The following is a 16,269-nucleotide window of genomic DNA, read 5'->3' on the forward strand; positions in this document are numbered from 1 at the left end:
CTCCTCCCATGAAGTTCCGTCAGCATCAGGATCAGGCCCAGACCCGCACCACCAGGCTGTTCGTCTGGTTTGCCCTGCTCCTGACCGCCCTCGTGGTCGCGATCAATGGCGTGCTGGCCCTGGTCTACAAGCTCGCGGTGCCTTTCGCCCACGGCTTCCCCAACTTCTTCTTCGAAACCAACACCGGCATCGTGTTGTTGTTCGTCGTGGGCGGCTGCCTGGTCGAGACCCAGCGTCTGCGTGAGGGCGGCGGCCCCCGCCTGGCGCGCTGGCTGGGCGGTAGAGAAGTCACCGACGGTGGCACGCCACTGGAGCGCCGCCTGCTCAATGTCGTCGACGAAATGGCGCTGGCCAGCGGTCAGCGCACGCCACAGGTATTCGTCATGCCACGTGAAGACGCCATCAATGCCTTTGTGGCGGGCTGGGCAGACGAAGACACCGTGCTGTGCGTCACCCAAGGTGCCCTGGAACGCTTGAACCGCGCCGAACTGCAAGGCCTGGTCGCCCACGAGTTCGGGCACATCAAGGAAGGCGACCTCCGCCTGACCATGCGGCTGGTGGCGCTGGTCTGGGGCCTGTCGCTGGTCCATGGCTATGGCCAGACCCTCATGAGCCCCAATGCGGAGGGGCGTATCTCGCCGCCAGTCTGGGCCATCGGAGTGGTTTTTGCCATCATCGGCTGGCTGGGCTGGCTGGCGGGCCGCATCCTGCAGGCTGCGGTATCACGCCAGCGCGAGTTTCTGGCCGACGCCGATGCCATTCAGTTCACCCGCACACGCGACGGGCTGGGCAACGTGCTGCGCAAGATCTGGAGTGACCAGAACGAGCTGGCTGACCGCATCCGCTCACCCCATGCCGAGATGGTGACCGCCATGCTCATGCATGAACCACGGTGGAGCCGCTGGCTGTCCTCCCACCCGGCCCTGCCGGTTCGCATCGAGCGCATCTGCGGAGCCATACTGCGGCCGATGCCGGCCCCCCCGTTGCATGAAAACGTTCAGGAAACCCGCCGCGTGCGCAGCGCGTCTGACACACCGCTGCCCATGCCTGAGGGCGTACTGGCCGCAGCGGCCTTGCATGCCAGTTCCGGCATGGCCGTGCGGGCCGACCCCACCCAGATCAATTGGGACCACAGCCCCGAAGCCATCGAACGTCTGCATCGACTCACCGGCCCCGCGGAATGCAATCTCGCGGTACTGGCCATCATGATGTCGCCCGGCAACCCCGCAGAGCAAAAGATGTGGCGCAGGCGAGCCAAAGGCGTGGCGCAGGCCGATCAGATTCTGCAGGCCGTCCAGGCCTTGCATCCGGCGGCACGCCTGCCAGAGTTCGAGCGCCTGTGCCAGTTGATCAGCCAGGGCACGCTGCCCCAACGCCGCGAACTGGTCGAAGGTGCGCGCGATCTCATGCGGGCCGACGGCCGCATCAGCCCGATGGAGCGCCTGATGTGGTTGTCACTGCGTCACTACATGGACGACCAGCAAGCAGCACAAGCACCGCTGCGCCCAGTCACTGCATTGAGTCGTGACCTGACCGAACTCACGCCCCACGAGCGGCAATACGTCATGGCACTCACGGCCTATCTCGCACGCTTTGTCCCGGAAAGGGAAACGCCCACAGGGCCATCGCTGAAAGGCCTCGCCTGGTACACGCGCGTCATGAACCGCTGCGTGGACACCGCCGCCAATCAGAGCTTGCCTGCCTGGGAAGCCCCTGACGCCGACGGTCTGGTCAATGCCATCGCCGGGGTGCAGGAGATGTCGTGGATTCTCAAGCCCGTGCTGCTTCGCGCCTGGGTTGAGGAATCGCTCAATCACAGCCCCAACGGGCTGTTGTCTGATGACACCGCAGATGCCCTCAGACTGGTGGCCGGGCTGATCAACTCACCCATGCCACCTGCGCTGGCGTCACACTACAACCTGTGACGCCAGGGGCCATCAGTCCTTGATGCCCAACAGACCGTTGCGGTAGTTTTCTGGCGCGGCCTGCCCGATGTACATCCGCATGTAGATCTGGAAAGCCAACTCGCTGTTGATGGAACCACTGGGGACCATGTCGGTGACGATCTGCTTGCCGTTCTGGAAGCACATCCAGCCCTTGCCTGGCACCCAGTCCAGGTTGATGACATCGCCCTTGCCCACACGCGGAATGGCTGCATAGACCGAGCCAATCTGGCCGATCTCGTTGATCAGCTGCTTGAACTCGGCATCAGAGGCCACTTGCTTGAAGTCGGCAATGAAAATGCGCGAAATGGTGGCAGAGGTGAAGTCGCGCAGCAAATTGAGCTGCACACGCCGCACACCATTGAGCTTGAAAATGTGGTCAGGATTGGTCGTCTTCTGCGGCAGATACAAAGCCGTCACGTCGGCCTTGTAGTAGCCGCGCTTGCGCACGGCAGCGCCATTCAGGTAGAGCTTTTGGCCGTAGGCCGTGATGGTTTCGTCAAGCTCGACGCCTTCCAGGGCGACCTGCCCCGCAGCATTGGCCGACTTGGCCGGCCAGGGCAGCACCGCAGCCAGCGCTGCCGTCAGCATCATCTGCCGGCGTGCACTCTCGGCCGGCGTCAGGGGTTTGCGTTTGATATACATGGTGCGAACACTCCACACTTCGGAGCCCTGCAGAGTCACATGGCCCCGGCTCAGCCCCGGGCCCCCCCGCAGGGTGGGGTCAGGACATCAGAGCGGCTTGGAGAACATCAGCCAGAAGGCTTGACCCTCTGCGCGGTTGCGCGCGCCAAACTCTTGCAGGAACTTGCCTTCCAGCAGGAACTCACCACCATTCTTCAGCCACGCCACAGCCGGACCAGCCGCATAGGCGTGCATCTTGTTGCCGGTCGAGGTGTCTTGCGACAGCTTGGCCACATCGGAAGCACTGAAACCAGACAAGTCTTGCGAGTCACGGCTCAGCTGTTGGACCACATAGCCTTGCAGGCCCACACGCACGTCGTCACTCACGAAAGCCATCGCCTGGTAGTCGATGTTCATGATGTTGCCCGAGCGGTAGCCCGTGTCCTTGTTGCGGGTGTTGTAGGACCAGACCAGACGCGCGCCCACGTCCCAGCCGTCACCGATGAAGGCGTACTGCACCGATGGGCGGAAGGTAAAGAAGTTGCCGTAGCCGGGGTTCACGCGGCGATACTTGTCGTACTCACCCGTCGGGATGATGATGGTGGGCGCAAACGTCACGTGCTGGTGATCACCGATCTCCCAGTGCATGATGGGCGAGAATTCCAGGTCACCCAGGCCAAACACCGAACCACTGAGGCTGGAGATAGCCGACGAGATGCCTGAGCTGATGGCTGGCACATAAGCGGACGGCACACTGGAGGGCAGCGTGACCGAACTGGCAGACAGATCCAGTTTGCGATACACCAGCGGCAGCATGACCGTCATACCCAGATTGGCACCCCACAACTGGTTGGCGCTCAGGTAGGTCAGACGAGGCTGCAAAGCCACTGTGTCGGCGCTGTAGTCCAGCTTGGCGCTATACGGGATGGTGCCCAGACCGGTCACGGAGGTGGAGCCGGACTGCACCTTGGCATCACCGCTGTTGTCCTTGATCTTGGAGGCGTGGTAGACCACCAGTGGCATCTGACCATACCAGCCCGGCACCAGCGGCGCGGTCATGTCGCTGCCACCGACGCCGGGCGAGTAACGTTGCAGGCCATTTTCAGCAGCGAGTGCAGCAGAACTGGCACCCACAGCAGCGGCCAGAGCCACAGCCTTGACAGCAGGGGCCCACAACGAACGAGTTTGACTGCGATTGGTCTTCATCCACTTCACTCCTAGAAATCTAATTAATAGTCAGCTTTGAGGCGCGTACTCAAATGTCAGGAAAGATCACTCATGTTTCCTGATTAATATGATCACAACTGTGCCCTGAATGACGGACAAAGGGGGGGCGGGTTGTCGCCGAGAAGCAACAACATCTCACGTTAAATCAACGAAAGTTCACGGATTCTCACAAGCAAATTGCTCGCGAAAACCCTATAAGGCGCTTACTCGCCTTCGCCGAATTTGTCGTTGATCAGGGCCAGCAAGGCCTGCATGGCCTCTTCTTCCTTGGGGCCGCTGCATTCGAGCTCAACCGTCGAGCCCAGGCCCGCAGCCAGCATCATGACGCCCATGATGCTTTTGGCATTCACACGCCGGTCATTTCGGCTCATGAATACCTCGCAGGGGAAACTGCTGGCGAGTTTGGTGAGTTTGGCCGATGCGCGTGCGTGGAGGCCGAGCTTATTGCTGATGCTGGCGGTGGTCTTGATCATGGGTAGGCTGGTTGGCCTGATTCTGCGGCCGGCTGGTTGCGATCTGCATAACCCCTTGAGTCCCGCCCGCAACGGCCCGGGTAATCAGGGTATCCAGAGATTCTCCGGCGTAATTAAGTGCGCGCCACAGCATGGGCACATTCACACCGGTAATGACTTTCACATGCACGCCATCGGCCAGGCGCTGCACCGTGTTGCATGGTGTCGCACCAAACACATCGGCCATGATCAGCGCTTCGCCCCTGGGGTCGGCTTGCTGAACCTGTTCCAGCAAAGCCCGGGCGCGCGACTCGATTTCATCGGGCGCCAACTCGGGCGTCACATCCAGCGCCCGCATCCCTAGCGCTGCCTCGGGAAAGCAATGCTGCGCCGCCTCTTTCAAGGCAGAGGCAAGCGGTGTGTGAGCGATGACGAACAAGCCGGGCATATTCCGCGCATTATCGGACGACCCCCTCAAAAAAGGGAGGCGTGGGGAAAACGCCACGAGCCCATCCGTGACGTTTGCGGCGACTCTCACCCGATCGTGGGATGGACAGTCTCCCGCCCCGGCTACAGACTGTTACAAAAGCCTGCCAGCCATGAACCCGACACATTCCACCATACGAAATTCGGACACGACTGAACACGAGTTCATCGACGGGGATGTCCTGCGCCTGCAAGATCTGCTTGGTCAAATCGGACAAGAGTTGGCCGAACCGCTGACCAATGCCCTGGAGCGCGTGACCACCCTGGCCACCACGGGCCGCATCGATCGGCGCGGCCTCAAGGCCCTGCGCGAAGAGGTCGAGCGGGCACGCCAGGCAGGCATCTGGGCCCAGCAAATTGCGCGGCTGGCCTCCGGGCGGGTGCGCCAGTCACACGAGCGGGTTCACCTCACCCACACCTTGCAAAGCGTGCTCGCCTACCGTGCCCGCGAGATGCAAGCCAAGGGCATTCAACTGGCTCAGTCGCTGGAGCCCGTCGAGTTGCAGGTTGACGCGTCCATGCTCTACGGCCTGCTCAATGCCATGGTCGAGTGGTGGCTGCAGTGTGCGCAAGGCCCGGTCGAGTTGCGGGTGGACCTGGCCAACTGGCCGGCTGATGGCCGACTGCACTGCCACTTCTGCCACAAGCTGGCCGACGGGCTGGACGGCGATGGCGCCCCGGTGCAGACGCAGCCCAGCATCGACAACATGGCGTGGCGCCTGCTGGAGCAGACAGCCCTGACCATGAACGCCCGCATCACACGGCAAGCTGACGATTGCAACGTGAACCTGCTGATCGAATTCCCTCGCACCGTCAATGCCTTGCTGGCAGAAAACCTGATGCCCGAGCTTGACCATGGGTTTTCCAACTCGGTCAATTCCAAGCCCCTGGCCGGCAGCCATGTGCTGGTGGTCGTGGCCCGTCGCGACATGCGCATCCTGGTGCGCGAGTCGATCAAGTCCATGGGCCTGGTGGTCGACTATGTGAACTCCATACCTGAAGCCATGGAGTTCTGCCGCGAGGGCTTGCCGCACTGCATCGTTTTCGAATCAGCCCTGCGCGACAACCGGTTTGACGAGTTGGTCGACAACATCCGCCGAGAAGTGCCGGAATTCGTCTTCGTCGAGCTGATGGCCGATGGCGACCGCTTCGACATTTCAGGCGTCAGCCACAACGGCATGGCCTGCGTCGGCCGCCACGCCATCAGCAAGTCGCTGCCATCGGCCCTGGTCTACGAACTCACCCGCATCATGTGATGCGTCATCAGGCCGACTCGGCCAGCAGCTTGCCCAGCAAGTCGTGCAAGGCAGAAAAATCCGGCTCGCCCACGTAGCGCTTGACGATCTCGCCCTTGCGATTGACCACAAAGGTAGTCGGTGTCATTTGTACCGGCCCAAAAGCGTTGGCCATTTCCCCCGTCTTGTCATAAGCCACGGTGAAAGGCAGTTGCCGCGTGGCGGCAAACTGGGCCACATATTGGGGGTTGTCGTAAGACATGGCCACGGCCACCGTCTGCAAACCCTGCCCCTGGAACTTCTGGAAGGTCGACACCATCTGCGGCATCTCCTTCACGCAGGTCGAGCAACTGGTCGCCCAGAAGTTGATGATGGTGACCTTGCCCTTCAACTCTGACGTGCTGTGGGTACTGCCATCGAGCAGCGCATAGCTGCTGACCGGCATGGCCGAGCCCGAATCAGAGAAACATCCGGACAGAAACACTGGCAAGGCCAGTCCGAAAAGGGCAAGATGGCGTCTGGAAAATTTCATGGCTTGAAGCATATGCAACGTCGCACCGTATTGTCGTCTGCCTGGGGTGCCTGGGTCGGTATGGGGACATTGTCCCTCTTCTCGGCCCCTTCTCGCGCCGCCGCATTCAGCCAGCTTGATGCCACCACCGCCGTCCGCACCGCGCTCGACCGGGGCGCCGACATCGCCGTCCAGCAACTGGGGCAGCAAGGTGGCTTCCTCAACAACGACAAGGTCCGCATCCAGTTGCCCGATGCCTTGCAAAAAGCCACGCCGCTGCTGCGCGCGATGGGCAAGGGCCATGATCTGGACGAACTGGTCACCGGCATGAACCACGCGGCTGAAAGTGCCGTGCCGCTTGCGCTGCCGCTGCTGAAGAGCGCCATCAAGGGCATGTCGGTTGAAGACGCCACCAAGATCGTCTCTGGTGGCGACCACTCCGTCACCGATTTCTTTGCAGGCAAGACCCGCCAGCCCCTGACCGAGCAATTCCTGCCGGTGGTCACCAAGTCCATCGGCAAGTCACCGCTGGTCAAACAATACAACTCGCTGGTCGGCAAAGCCGGCAGCACCGGCCTGGTGAAGAGCGAACAATCCACCGTGCAGCAATACGTCACCGCCAAAGCGCTGGATGGCCTCTACTTCATCATCGGAGAAGAAGAGCGCCGCATCCGCCGTGACCCGGTGGGCACGGGGAGCGCCATTCTCAAGAAGGTGTTTTCGGGGCTGTGACGTCCGGCGTCGCGCTGGGCTCGGGTGGTACAGGCTTGCCCCCGCCCAGCAAGGGGCGCTGCACCTTTTCAACCTGGGGGTCAGCCCAGGGGCCTGTGACATGGAACTCACGGGTGCTGGCCGCAGCCAGTTGCTTGCGCAACAGCATCTGCGCCAGGAAGGTCCCCAAGCCCACCGCCGGGTTGATGGCGGCATAGGCCAGCGAAGCCGCTCCAGCATTGATCTCGGGTACCACGTAGACGTTCAGGTCCTGGGTTTCTTTGGTGAGGTCAGCCTGACCTTCCATCATCACCAGGGCCTGCAGGCCGCGCATGCGCAAGTTGCGAGTCTCGGCCACCCCTTGCTGCAACTGCACATCGCCATCAATGGCATCAAAGACAAAGCCCTGCTGGAACAGATCCCGGAAGTCGAGCACCAGGCGACGCGGCAATGATTGCAGGCTCAACACACCCAGCAATTTGGCTGCGCCCGGGTCCACCTTCAGAAACTGACCTTCGCTGATGGCCACCTTCATGCTGCCATTCATCGAGGCCAAATCCGGCTCCAGCGGTGACCCGGCCCAGGCCACCTGCCCGGTCAGCTTGCCTTTGCCACCCTTGACCGTCTGGGGCAAGCCCAGCCGGTTCAACAAGGCCCCCGAATTGTTGAGGTCCAGCGTGAAAGTGAATGCCGCCCGATGCTGCGGTTTGCTGCCCGACCCACTGCTGGCTGACGCGCCTGTTCGGGCACCTGGCGCCTGCATCCCCACCCCACCAGTCGAGATGCCACCGCCCACACCGGTCACGATCCAGTTGCCAGTGGCGCTCAACTGCGCATCTGCACTGGCCAACCTGAATTTGTTCAAGCGCCACTCGGGCACACCTGCCCCACCGCTGCCCACATTGGCCACGCGGTTAACCGCCTCAATCTCCAGCTTGCCCAAAGGCAGCCCTTTCCAGTCGAACTGGTCAACCACGATGTCCAGCGCCGGCACCGAGCTGGATGCATCCGCACTCAGCATCTGCTGATTGGCCTGCGCCTGCAGAGACTTCGCCTCGGCCTCCGGCACCGACAGGCGAGACAACCTGGCAACCAGCCGGCTGGTCCCCGGCCCCGCAGCCACCGGCAGGGTTTCAGGTCGGTATTCGATCTGTCCGGCCAGCTTGTCGGCATCGATCTGGGCGCGCCACACGGAGGAGGATGGGTGCGCCACTGTGGCAGACACCTTGCGCAAGACCCGCTGATGCACCCGCACCACGTCGGCCTTCAAAGACAAGGTATCGGGCAGATAAGTCTCACCTGCAGCCGCTGCGGCGGCATGTGAGGTGCTGGCAGGCTTCAATGCCTGGGCAAACCCCTGCCACGCATCCAGGTCGAGCGTCGGCAGATCCACCTCCGCCACCACGCCACGTGCAGGCATGGACGGCGCGACCGCTGCCTGTTGCGAGCCCTTGGTCTGGATCACGCTGATCACACCGCGCTGCACCTTGGCCACGTCCCCCGACACGTCCCGGCGGAAATCAGCCTGCACCCATGGCTGACCTCGGCCCACCGCCATCTGAGCGGAGCCGAGGCTCACCTGCAGGGCATCGGCATGCCCTTGTGCATCGTCGCCACGCAGCACCAATTCCAGCGGCCAACTGTCTTCTGCACGTTTGGTCAAAGGGTCGGGCAGGTCAATGGCCATGCCTTGCAGCGACGACGTCACGCGCAGCTCCGGTCGGGCATTGGTGTGCCCCTTGGGCAAAGCCACCGTCACCGTCACGGGCGACTGGCCTTTCATGCGTGTAGCCAGCCGCGCCAGCGAGGGCCAGTCATCCGCCTGGCGCAAGCCTTCGGCGCTCACCGTACCCTGGGCCACAAAGCGCGGTGCGCCATTGGCGCCCTGCTGACCTTCCACCCGCACCTCTTGTCCCCATACACGCGTCTGGGCCGACACCTTCAGGTTCTTTTCGGTGAATTCGATCTGCCCGCGAATCGCCTGCATCAGCGGCACATCCGGGCTGATCCGCAAACTGGCCCTGTCCGGCTCAGCCAGGGTCACCTTACCGCGCAAGCCGGAGTCCTGGGTGCGGTTGAGCGGGATGTCCAGCGCCAGCTGCAACGCGCCCATACCGGAGCCCTCCGAGTGGGCCAGCAAATTGCCCGTCCAGACGCCCACGGGCGATACCGCCATGTATTTCAGCAAGTCCGACAGCGGCCCGCGCCCCTGCCCACTGATGGTCAACCGGGGGTCATCGGCATCCAGGTTGGCAATCTCGCCATGCACCTGCTTGAGCGCAAACTGGCCGGATCCCAGCCCACCGAGCTTCGCCGTCGCGTTCTCGATGCGCATGCTCAGCCCCTCGAACACCAGCAGGCCATCCAGGTTCGAAAAAGCGGGCCAGTACGCCGCCGCGGCACCCGTCGACCCGCCACCAGCCAATACGGCCGGGGCGTAGTCGAGCGTCACACCCCGAACCGGCACCGACACCTTGAACAAGCCGCCCTTGCCGTCCTGGAAGGGGAAATTCCACAGGTCACCACGCACCACGAAGCTGACCTTCTCGCCGCGCCCTTCTTTCACCGCATGCTGCACGTAATCGCGCGCATCCTTGGAAATCAGGGACGGCAAATAACGCCACACACGGTTGGCCTGCGCCCAGTCGAGCTGCCCAGTCATGTCCAGCTTGCCAGGGAAACGTGCCGCCACACCGTCGCCGGTGCCAGGCCCGGTCTGCCACTGGGCCTTCAGCTCGCCTTGCAGGTCGTCGTTGGCAAACACGGCCTTGCTCACCGTCATCGACATGGCCGGCAGTTGCCCGGCCTTCGATGGCTGGGTGATTTTCCAGCTGAGTTGGGCATTCAGGTTCTTCAGCGGAATGCGGGGCTCATCAAACACCCCCGGCAAGTCCAGCCAGCCTTGCGCCATCGCCAGGGTCGCCTGCCCGCCGTCCTGGTCGGCCTTCACATCGACCGAAGCACGCGCGAGCCCGGGCCGTCCTGTCTCTGGTTCGGCAGCCCAGGTCAAACCTGCAATGCGCCCCTGCAACTGGTAAGTTTTCGGGGCATCCAGTGCGCCATCCCAGCTCCACAACAGCTTTTCGCCCACACCTTGCGGGGCCAGTTCAGCCAGCTTCTGGCGCAGGGTGGCAGACAAAGGCAGGCGGTCAGCCAACCGGGCCAGCAGTGCGAGGTCAAGGCGGTCGGCATCCACCTTGCCGCCCAAGGTTTCTTTCCAGGCCTGCGATACCGGCTTGCCATCGAGCGAAGCATGGCGCCATTGACCATGGATGGCACTGGTTGGCCACACCAGGCCATCATCCAGTGTGAAGGCCAGGTTGTCGAGGCTCAGCGTGGACAGCTTGCTCTCGTGAACCACCTTGATCTGCCCACTCAGCCTGCTGAAGGCCAAAGGTGCCAGTTCACGCGCCAGCCGCACACTCACACCCTGCACATCCACATCCAGAGCCAGGCTACGCGGCTCACCACGCCGCACGTTCATGTCAGCAGCAATGCGGCCGTGTCCACCCTGCACGTCCACGGGCAACTCCACCCGCTCGCGCAGCGTCTGCACATCCGCATAGGGCAGTTTCACAGCCAACTTGCCAGACCAGGTCCGCCAATCACTGGCCAGGGGGGCACCGCCCACCCAACGCTGCCAGAAAGGCGCATCCACGCTGCTGGCCGAGTGCGCCAGCGCAACGGCACTCATCCACACCGGCTGCGACAACTCGGCGTGAGCCTGAATCTGCTGGCCGAATTCGGGGGGTGGCGAGGCCTGGAAATCAAACACATGCACGCGCGTCCCGAGCCCTGGGTGATTGCGCAACGAGACATTCAGGCTGGTCAGCGTCAGCGGCGAAACCGGCCGCATCTCGTCGATCCAGGTCAGGATGCCACCTTCAATCCGGATCAACTTCTGCGAGAGCAGCCAATCCGCCAGGCCATGGCCGCCCGATGTCGATACGGTGGGGTCGATCACCTGACCAGCGACATGCAGCCGCCCCTGCGGATCACGCCGCACTTCCAGCTGAGGCCGCACCAGCACCAGGCGCCCCATGTGCAACTCGCGGCGCCAGATGGAAGAAGGCAACAAGGTGGCCGGCGACACACGCGCCTGCACCTCAGGCAGGGTCAGGGTAGGTTTGCCGCGCTCATCCAGCAGCGACACCCCTTTGAATGTGATGACGGGAAAACCGCCTTCCACATGTCCGGACAAATTGTCGATCCGGACAGTCACCCCCAACGCCTTAGTGGCTTGTTGAGCCAGGTCGTCGCGCCAATTTCCGATTCGCGGCAGAATGCCAAACAACAAGATCGACCAAGCGGTCCCAGCCATGATCACCAATGCCAGCAAGAGCCACCATGCCCAGCGGAAACGGGTGATCAACGATGTGCGAGCGGACGCGGAAGAAGTCGAAGACATGAAATACGAGACACAAAACCATCGTCGGTCGGACCAACAACCGATAACCCTAGCATAGACCCCAAATCAGGCTCATGGGTTTTACATTGATTACCCCTTCAGACACGCTTCCATCACTCGCCCAGGCTGATCACGCCCGCTATGTTCAGCGTATTCGGCGTCGATATGGCCCCGAGGTAGCGGCTTTTGCCTCGCTGTGGCCCGGTGCCCCGGACCTTACCAGCATTGGTGGGCTGATTGACCACCTGGTCGCAGGTGGACGCAACCTCGGCTCTGCCTTGCGGGTGGCGCGGCAACTCGTCATGGAGCGACTGGCCACGCTCGACACCGAGCACAGCCTGCCCATGACCGAGGTCACCCGGGCGATGACCCACCTGGCTGAAGTCACGCTCGACCGGGCGCTGGCAGATGCCGAAGCCGAGCTTGACCAGCGCCACGGCGCCCCTGTCGATGCACAAGGCCAGCGTGTCGACATGTGGGTCGTCGGCATGGGCAAGCTGGGCGGGCGTGAGCTCAACGTCTCGTCCGACATCGACCTCATCTACGTCTACGAAGACGATGGTCAGACCACGGGCGTGGACGATGGCCGGGGCGGCCACACCGGCCAGATCACCAACCACGAATACTTCGCCCAGGTTGCCAAGAAGCTGAGCACCCTCATTGGCGACACCACCGAAGACGGCTTGGTCTTCCGCGTCGACCTGGCCCTGCGCCCCAATGGCAACTCCGGGCCGCCTGTGGTCAGCCTCGCCATGCTGGAGGAATACTTCCTCGTGCAGGGCCGCGAATGGGAACGCTTTGCCTGGCTCAAGAGCCGCATCATCGCGCCGCGTCGCGCCATGCCGCAGGGGGCACACCGTCAGCGCGCCCTCGCCCTGCGCGACGTCGTCATCCCCTTCGTGTTCCGCCGCTACCTTGACTACGGCGTCTTTGAAGGTCTGCGCCAGCTTCACCGCAAGATCCGCGACGAAGCCAACCGCCGCGCCGCTGGCCGCCCCGAGCGCGCCAACGATGTCAAGCTGTCGCGTGGCGGCATCCGCGAAATCGAGTTCACCGTGCAGTTGCTGCAAGTGGTCAGAGGCGGGCAATTCCCTGAAATCCGCACCCGCTCCACGCTCAAGGCGCTGCAACGCCTGGCTGCCCGCGGACTGATTTCGGTTGACACTGCCAACACCCTGACCGACTGCTACACCTTCCTGCGTCGCGTAGAGCACCGCATCCAGTATCTGGACGACCAGCAGACCCACGTGCTGCCCACGGAAGACCGTGACCTGGCCTGGATTGCGGCCAGCCTTGGCTACGCTGACGGTACCCGCCAATTGCTCGACACCCTGTGTGGCGTGCGCGAATTCGTTGCCAATGAGTTTGACGCTCTGCTCCATGAAGGCGGCGCACCAGCCAAGCCGCACAACGCACCATCCGGCTGCAAAGGCGGCACATGTGGCGGCCCTCCGCTGCCCATCGACAGCGAAGAATTCATCGCCCGCCTGCCTGAAGCCGTTGCCACCTACGTGCGCGAGTTCGCTGCCCAACCCCGGGTAGCCATGCTCAACGACGCAGCCAAACTGCGGCTGGCCAAGCTGATCGGGCGCGCCACCAAGATCGTCTACCTCGACGAAGAAAACGAACACCTCGACCGCGCCACCGTCCTGCACTTCATCGATTGGCTCAACCCGCTGCTGCGCCGCGACAGCTACCTGTCGCTGCTGGCCGAGCGCCACGAAGTGCTCAAACGCCTGCTGCGCCTGCTGGGCATGGCCAAGTGGCCCATGCGCTACCTCAAGCGCTTCCCTGGCGTGATCGACGAGCTGGCCGACCCGCGCCTCATGGAAGGCCGCTTCGAAGCCGCCAGCTATCTCGACGACCTCCAGGCCCGCCACGACGCCTGGGAGCGCTCTGGCCAGCTCGACGAAGAAGCCCTGCTCGACGCCCTGCGCCGCGCCCACCACTCTGAAGTCTTCCGCACCCTGGTGCGGGACGTGGAAGGCCTCATCACCGTAGAACAGGTGGCCGACGACCTCTCCGCCCTGGCTGATGCCACCCTCGACATCACCCTGCGCTGGGCCTGGCGCCTGCTTCAACAACGCCCCACCAAGCAGTCACGCTACGCCGTGGGTCGTGCGCCGCACTTCGCCGTCATCGCCTACGGCAAGCTGGGCGGCAAGGAGCTGGGCTATGGCAGCGACCTCGATGTCGTCTTCGTCTTCGACGACACCATAGACAAGCCCGACGACGCCGGCGGCCCGGACGCGCCCGACCCGATCGACGCCTATGCCGTGTTCGCCCGCAAGGTCATCACCTGGCTGACGCTGCGCACGCCAGCCGGTGAGCTATTCGACATCGACACCGCCCTGCGCCCCAACGGCAACTCGGGGCTGCTGGTCACGTCTTTCCACTCGTTTGACGACTACCAGCGCCAGCGTGGCAGCAACACCGCCTGGACCTGGGAACACCAGGCCCTCACCCGGGCGCGCTGGTGCGCCGGCGACACGGGTCTGGCCGAACGCTTCGAAGCCACCCGCCGCGCGGTGCTGTCTACCGTGCGTGATGCCGATGCCCTGCGCACCGAGGTGCTGACCATGCGTGAGCGCCTGCGGCAGGCGCACGCCTGCCCTGCAGAGCAGTTCGACATCAAGCACAGCCATGGCGGCATGATCGACGTTGAATTCGCCGTCCAGTTCCTGGTGCTGGCCCATAGCCATGCCCACCCGGCATTGATGGACAACGTCGGCAACATCGCCCTGCTGCACCGCGCTGAAGACGCCCAGCTGCTACCCAAGGGTGTGGGCGACGCGGCCGGCCGCGCCTACCGTGAGTTGCGCCGCGTGCAGCACAGGGCCCGACTGGACGAATCGCCCACCAAGCTGGAAGGTGCTGCACGCGAAGCCATCGAAGCGCATCGGCAGGCTGTGCTCGCGCTGTGGCAAGCCGTCTTCCCGGCCTGACCGGCTTCCTCGCCTGGGTGGGCGTTGCTGCGGCGCTCGCCCTGCCAGCGCTGTGGGCGCATCTGGCCCACGCCGACACCACAGCCTGGCTGCTTCACCCTGATCAGGGCCTGCAACAGCCGCTGTCGCACCTCATCAGCTGTGCCTGGGTGCATGCGAACACCGCCCACTTGCTGGCCAACCTAGCCGGCGTGGTCATCATGTGCCTGCTGGCCTGGCTTGCCCGAGTTGACCTCACCCATGCAGGCCTGTGGCTGCTCAGCTGGCCACTCACCCACCTGGCCCTGCTGCTCGACCCACGCCTGCACAGCTACTTCGGCATGTCCGGCGTATTGCACGCAGGGATCACGCTACTGGCCCTCCACATCGTTCGGCAAAACAACACGGTGTCCGCTATACCAAGCTGGACAGGGTGGATACTGCTGCTTGGAGTCCCCCTCAAATGCGTGCTCGAAAACCCCCGTCTGCTGCCGCTCATCGACCGGCCCGAGCTGGGCATGCAGGTGGCGCCTCTCTCTCATGTGAGCGGTTTCATCGTAGCCTGCCTGGTCTGGCTCGCTACCCGCATTCCGAGGGGCCCCGCGAAATCCCGCCCCTGAACTGCCACAAGCTAACCGTACACTCGGCCGCAAAGCCTTTGCCCCAAGGGTCAAGCGGAACTAAAGCGCGGCAAATCGGGTCATGATGAAGACACGCCCCCCTTTTGTTTCCACCCCCTATATCGATCTGTTTGTCATGCAAGCCAATCCAGCCTCACTCTCTCGTCAACGTGCATTTCAGCGTTTTGCCCTGGTTCCCATCGTGCTGGCCGCCGTGCTCGCCGCCGGGTGCAACAAGGACAACAAAGAGGGTGGCAAGGCCACGCAAGCCGCAGCCCGGGTCAACGGTGACGAGATCACTGTCCATCAAATCAACATGGTGCTTGAGCGCCAGCCCAATATCCGCCCCGAACAAGCGGAAGACGCCAGCCGCCAGATCCTGGAAGGACTGATTGACCAGGAACTCGCCGTCCAGAAGGCAACCGAGCAAAAGCTCGACCGTGACCCTCAGGTCGTGCAAATGCTCGAAGCATCACGCCGCGCCATTCTGGCCCGTGCCTACCTTGACCGTGCGGCGCAATCTGCAGTCGGGGCCCCCAGCGCCGACGACGTCAAGAAATACTTCGCAGAGCATCCCGCCCTGTTCTCGAATCGCCGCATCTACATGCTGCAAGACTTCACCATCCAGGGCGACAAGGCACAGATCGATGCCCTGATGCCCAAGCTGCAGGCCACGAAAACCCCTGCTGCCTTCGCTGAAACGCTCAAGGCCAGCGGCCTGAAGTTCAACGTCAACCAGGTCACCCAGCCTGCCGAATCGCTGCCGCTCAATCTGGTCGACAAGTTCAACAACATCCAAGATGGTGAAGGCCTGTACCAGCCACTCAATGGTGGCCTGAAGGTCATTCTGGTGGCAGCCAGCAAGTCGCAGCCCATCGACGAAGGGCAAGCCAAGCCGCTGATCGAGCGCTTCCTGACCGAAAGCCGCCGCCAGGAATTCATCCAGAAGGAAACGCGCAACATGCGCAAGGATGCCAAGGTGGAATACCTCGGCAAGTTTGCCGACAAGGCGCCTGATGCGGCCAGCGCGCCTGCACCGGCCCCTGTGCCTGCATCTGCCGCATCGGGTGGATTGGATGCCAACGCCCTCAACAAGGGCCTGTCTGGCTTGAAATGATCTTTATCTTG

At 63.0% G+C, this 16,269-nt stretch carries 12 protein-coding genes; 6 read left to right on the forward strand and 6 right to left on the reverse strand.

Annotated elements, in window-relative coordinates; translation table 11 throughout:
• Nucleotides 1-8: 8 nt before the first annotated feature.
• Nucleotides 9-1,925, forward strand: coding sequence for a M48 family metalloprotease (locus tag ACE3PH_RS04910; protein ID WP_374316861.1), 1,917 nt, complete (start codon nucleotides 9-11; stop codon nucleotides 1,923-1,925).
• Nucleotides 1,926-1,937: 12 nt separating this feature from the next.
• On the opposite strand, the gene ACE3PH_RS04915 is transcribed toward ACE3PH_RS04910, so the two are convergent.
• The 4 genes from ACE3PH_RS04915 to ACE3PH_RS04930 form a co-directional block, all read right to left on the reverse strand.
• Entirely contained in the window at nucleotides 1,938-2,588 is a 651-nt protein-coding gene (locus ACE3PH_RS04915) for a chalcone isomerase family protein (protein ID WP_374316862.1), read from the reverse strand.
• Nucleotides 2,589-2,675: 87 nt separating this feature from the next.
• Nucleotides 2,676-3,773, reverse strand: a complete 1,098-nt coding sequence (locus ACE3PH_RS04920; protein ID WP_374316863.1) for a transporter — start codon at nucleotides 3,771-3,773, stop codon at nucleotides 2,676-2,678.
• A gap of 224 nt (nucleotides 3,774-3,997) precedes the next feature.
• Nucleotides 3,998-4,267 carry an HPr family phosphocarrier protein gene (locus tag ACE3PH_RS04925; protein ID WP_374316864.1) on the reverse strand — a complete coding sequence of 90 codons (270 nt, stop codon included), beginning with the start codon at nucleotides 4,265-4,267 and terminating at the stop codon, nucleotides 3,998-4,000.
• The gene (locus ACE3PH_RS04930) at nucleotides 4,236-4,694 is read right to left on the reverse strand and encodes a PTS sugar transporter subunit IIA (protein WP_374316902.1); all 459 of its coding nucleotides are present in this window, start codon (nucleotides 4,692-4,694) and stop codon (nucleotides 4,236-4,238) included. Before ACE3PH_RS04930 ends, ACE3PH_RS04925 begins: the two co-directional genes overlap by 32 nt.
• Before the next feature lie 151 nt (nucleotides 4,695-4,845).
• Here ACE3PH_RS04930 and ACE3PH_RS04935 point away from each other — a divergent pair, with 151 nt between their 5' ends.
• The gene (locus ACE3PH_RS04935) at nucleotides 4,846-5,988 is read left to right on the forward strand and encodes a hypothetical protein (protein WP_374316865.1); all 1,143 of its coding nucleotides are present in this window, start codon (nucleotides 4,846-4,848) and stop codon (nucleotides 5,986-5,988) included.
• A 7-nt stretch (nucleotides 5,989-5,995) separates the two neighbouring features.
• Here ACE3PH_RS04935 and ACE3PH_RS04940 read toward each other — a convergent pair whose 3' ends face one another.
• Nucleotides 5,996-6,499 (reverse strand): peroxiredoxin family protein, encoded by a 504-nt coding sequence (locus ACE3PH_RS04940; protein ID WP_374316866.1) that lies wholly within the window; start codon nucleotides 6,497-6,499, stop codon nucleotides 5,996-5,998.
• A gap of 12 nt (nucleotides 6,500-6,511) precedes the next feature.
• On the opposite strand from ACE3PH_RS04940, the gene ACE3PH_RS04945 reads away from it, so the two are divergent.
• Nucleotides 6,512-7,210, forward strand: a complete 699-nt coding sequence (locus ACE3PH_RS04945; protein ID WP_374316867.1) for a DUF4197 domain-containing protein — start codon at nucleotides 6,512-6,514, stop codon at nucleotides 7,208-7,210.
• Here the strand turns inward: ACE3PH_RS04945 and ACE3PH_RS04950 are convergent.
• Nucleotides 7,185-11,597 carry a YhdP family protein gene (locus ACE3PH_RS04950; protein WP_374316868.1) on the reverse strand — a complete coding sequence of 1,471 codons (4,413 nt, stop codon included), beginning with the start codon at nucleotides 11,595-11,597 and terminating at the stop codon, nucleotides 7,185-7,187. The two genes, ACE3PH_RS04945 and ACE3PH_RS04950, sit on opposite strands and share 26 nt — an antisense overlap.
• A 74-nt stretch (nucleotides 11,598-11,671) precedes the next feature.
• Here ACE3PH_RS04950 and glnE point away from each other — a divergent pair, with 74 nt between their 5' ends.
• From glnE to ACE3PH_RS04965, 3 genes are all read left to right on the forward strand, one after another.
• Nucleotides 11,672-14,542: a bifunctional [glutamate--ammonia ligase]-adenylyl-L-tyrosine phosphorylase/[glutamate--ammonia-ligase] adenylyltransferase gene (glnE, locus tag ACE3PH_RS04955; RefSeq protein ID WP_374316869.1), complete on the forward strand. Its 2,871-nt coding sequence runs from the start codon at nucleotides 11,672-11,674 to the stop codon at nucleotides 14,540-14,542.
• The gene (locus tag ACE3PH_RS04960; protein ID WP_374316870.1) at nucleotides 14,518-15,141 is read left to right on the forward strand and encodes a rhomboid family intramembrane serine protease; all 624 of its coding nucleotides are present in this window, start codon (nucleotides 14,518-14,520) and stop codon (nucleotides 15,139-15,141) included. The genes glnE and ACE3PH_RS04960 overlap by 25 nt, the downstream gene beginning before the upstream one ends.
• An 82-nt stretch (nucleotides 15,142-15,223) precedes the next feature.
• The gene (locus ACE3PH_RS04965; protein ID WP_374316871.1) at nucleotides 15,224-16,258 is read left to right on the forward strand and encodes an EpsD family peptidyl-prolyl cis-trans isomerase; all 1,035 of its coding nucleotides are present in this window, start codon (nucleotides 15,224-15,226) and stop codon (nucleotides 16,256-16,258) included.
• The last annotated feature ends 11 nt before the right edge of the window (nucleotides 16,259-16,269 follow it).

Source organism: Aquabacterium sp. (assembly GCF_041909175.1).
GTDB lineage: Bacteria > Pseudomonadota > Gammaproteobacteria > Burkholderiales > Burkholderiaceae_C > Aquabacterium.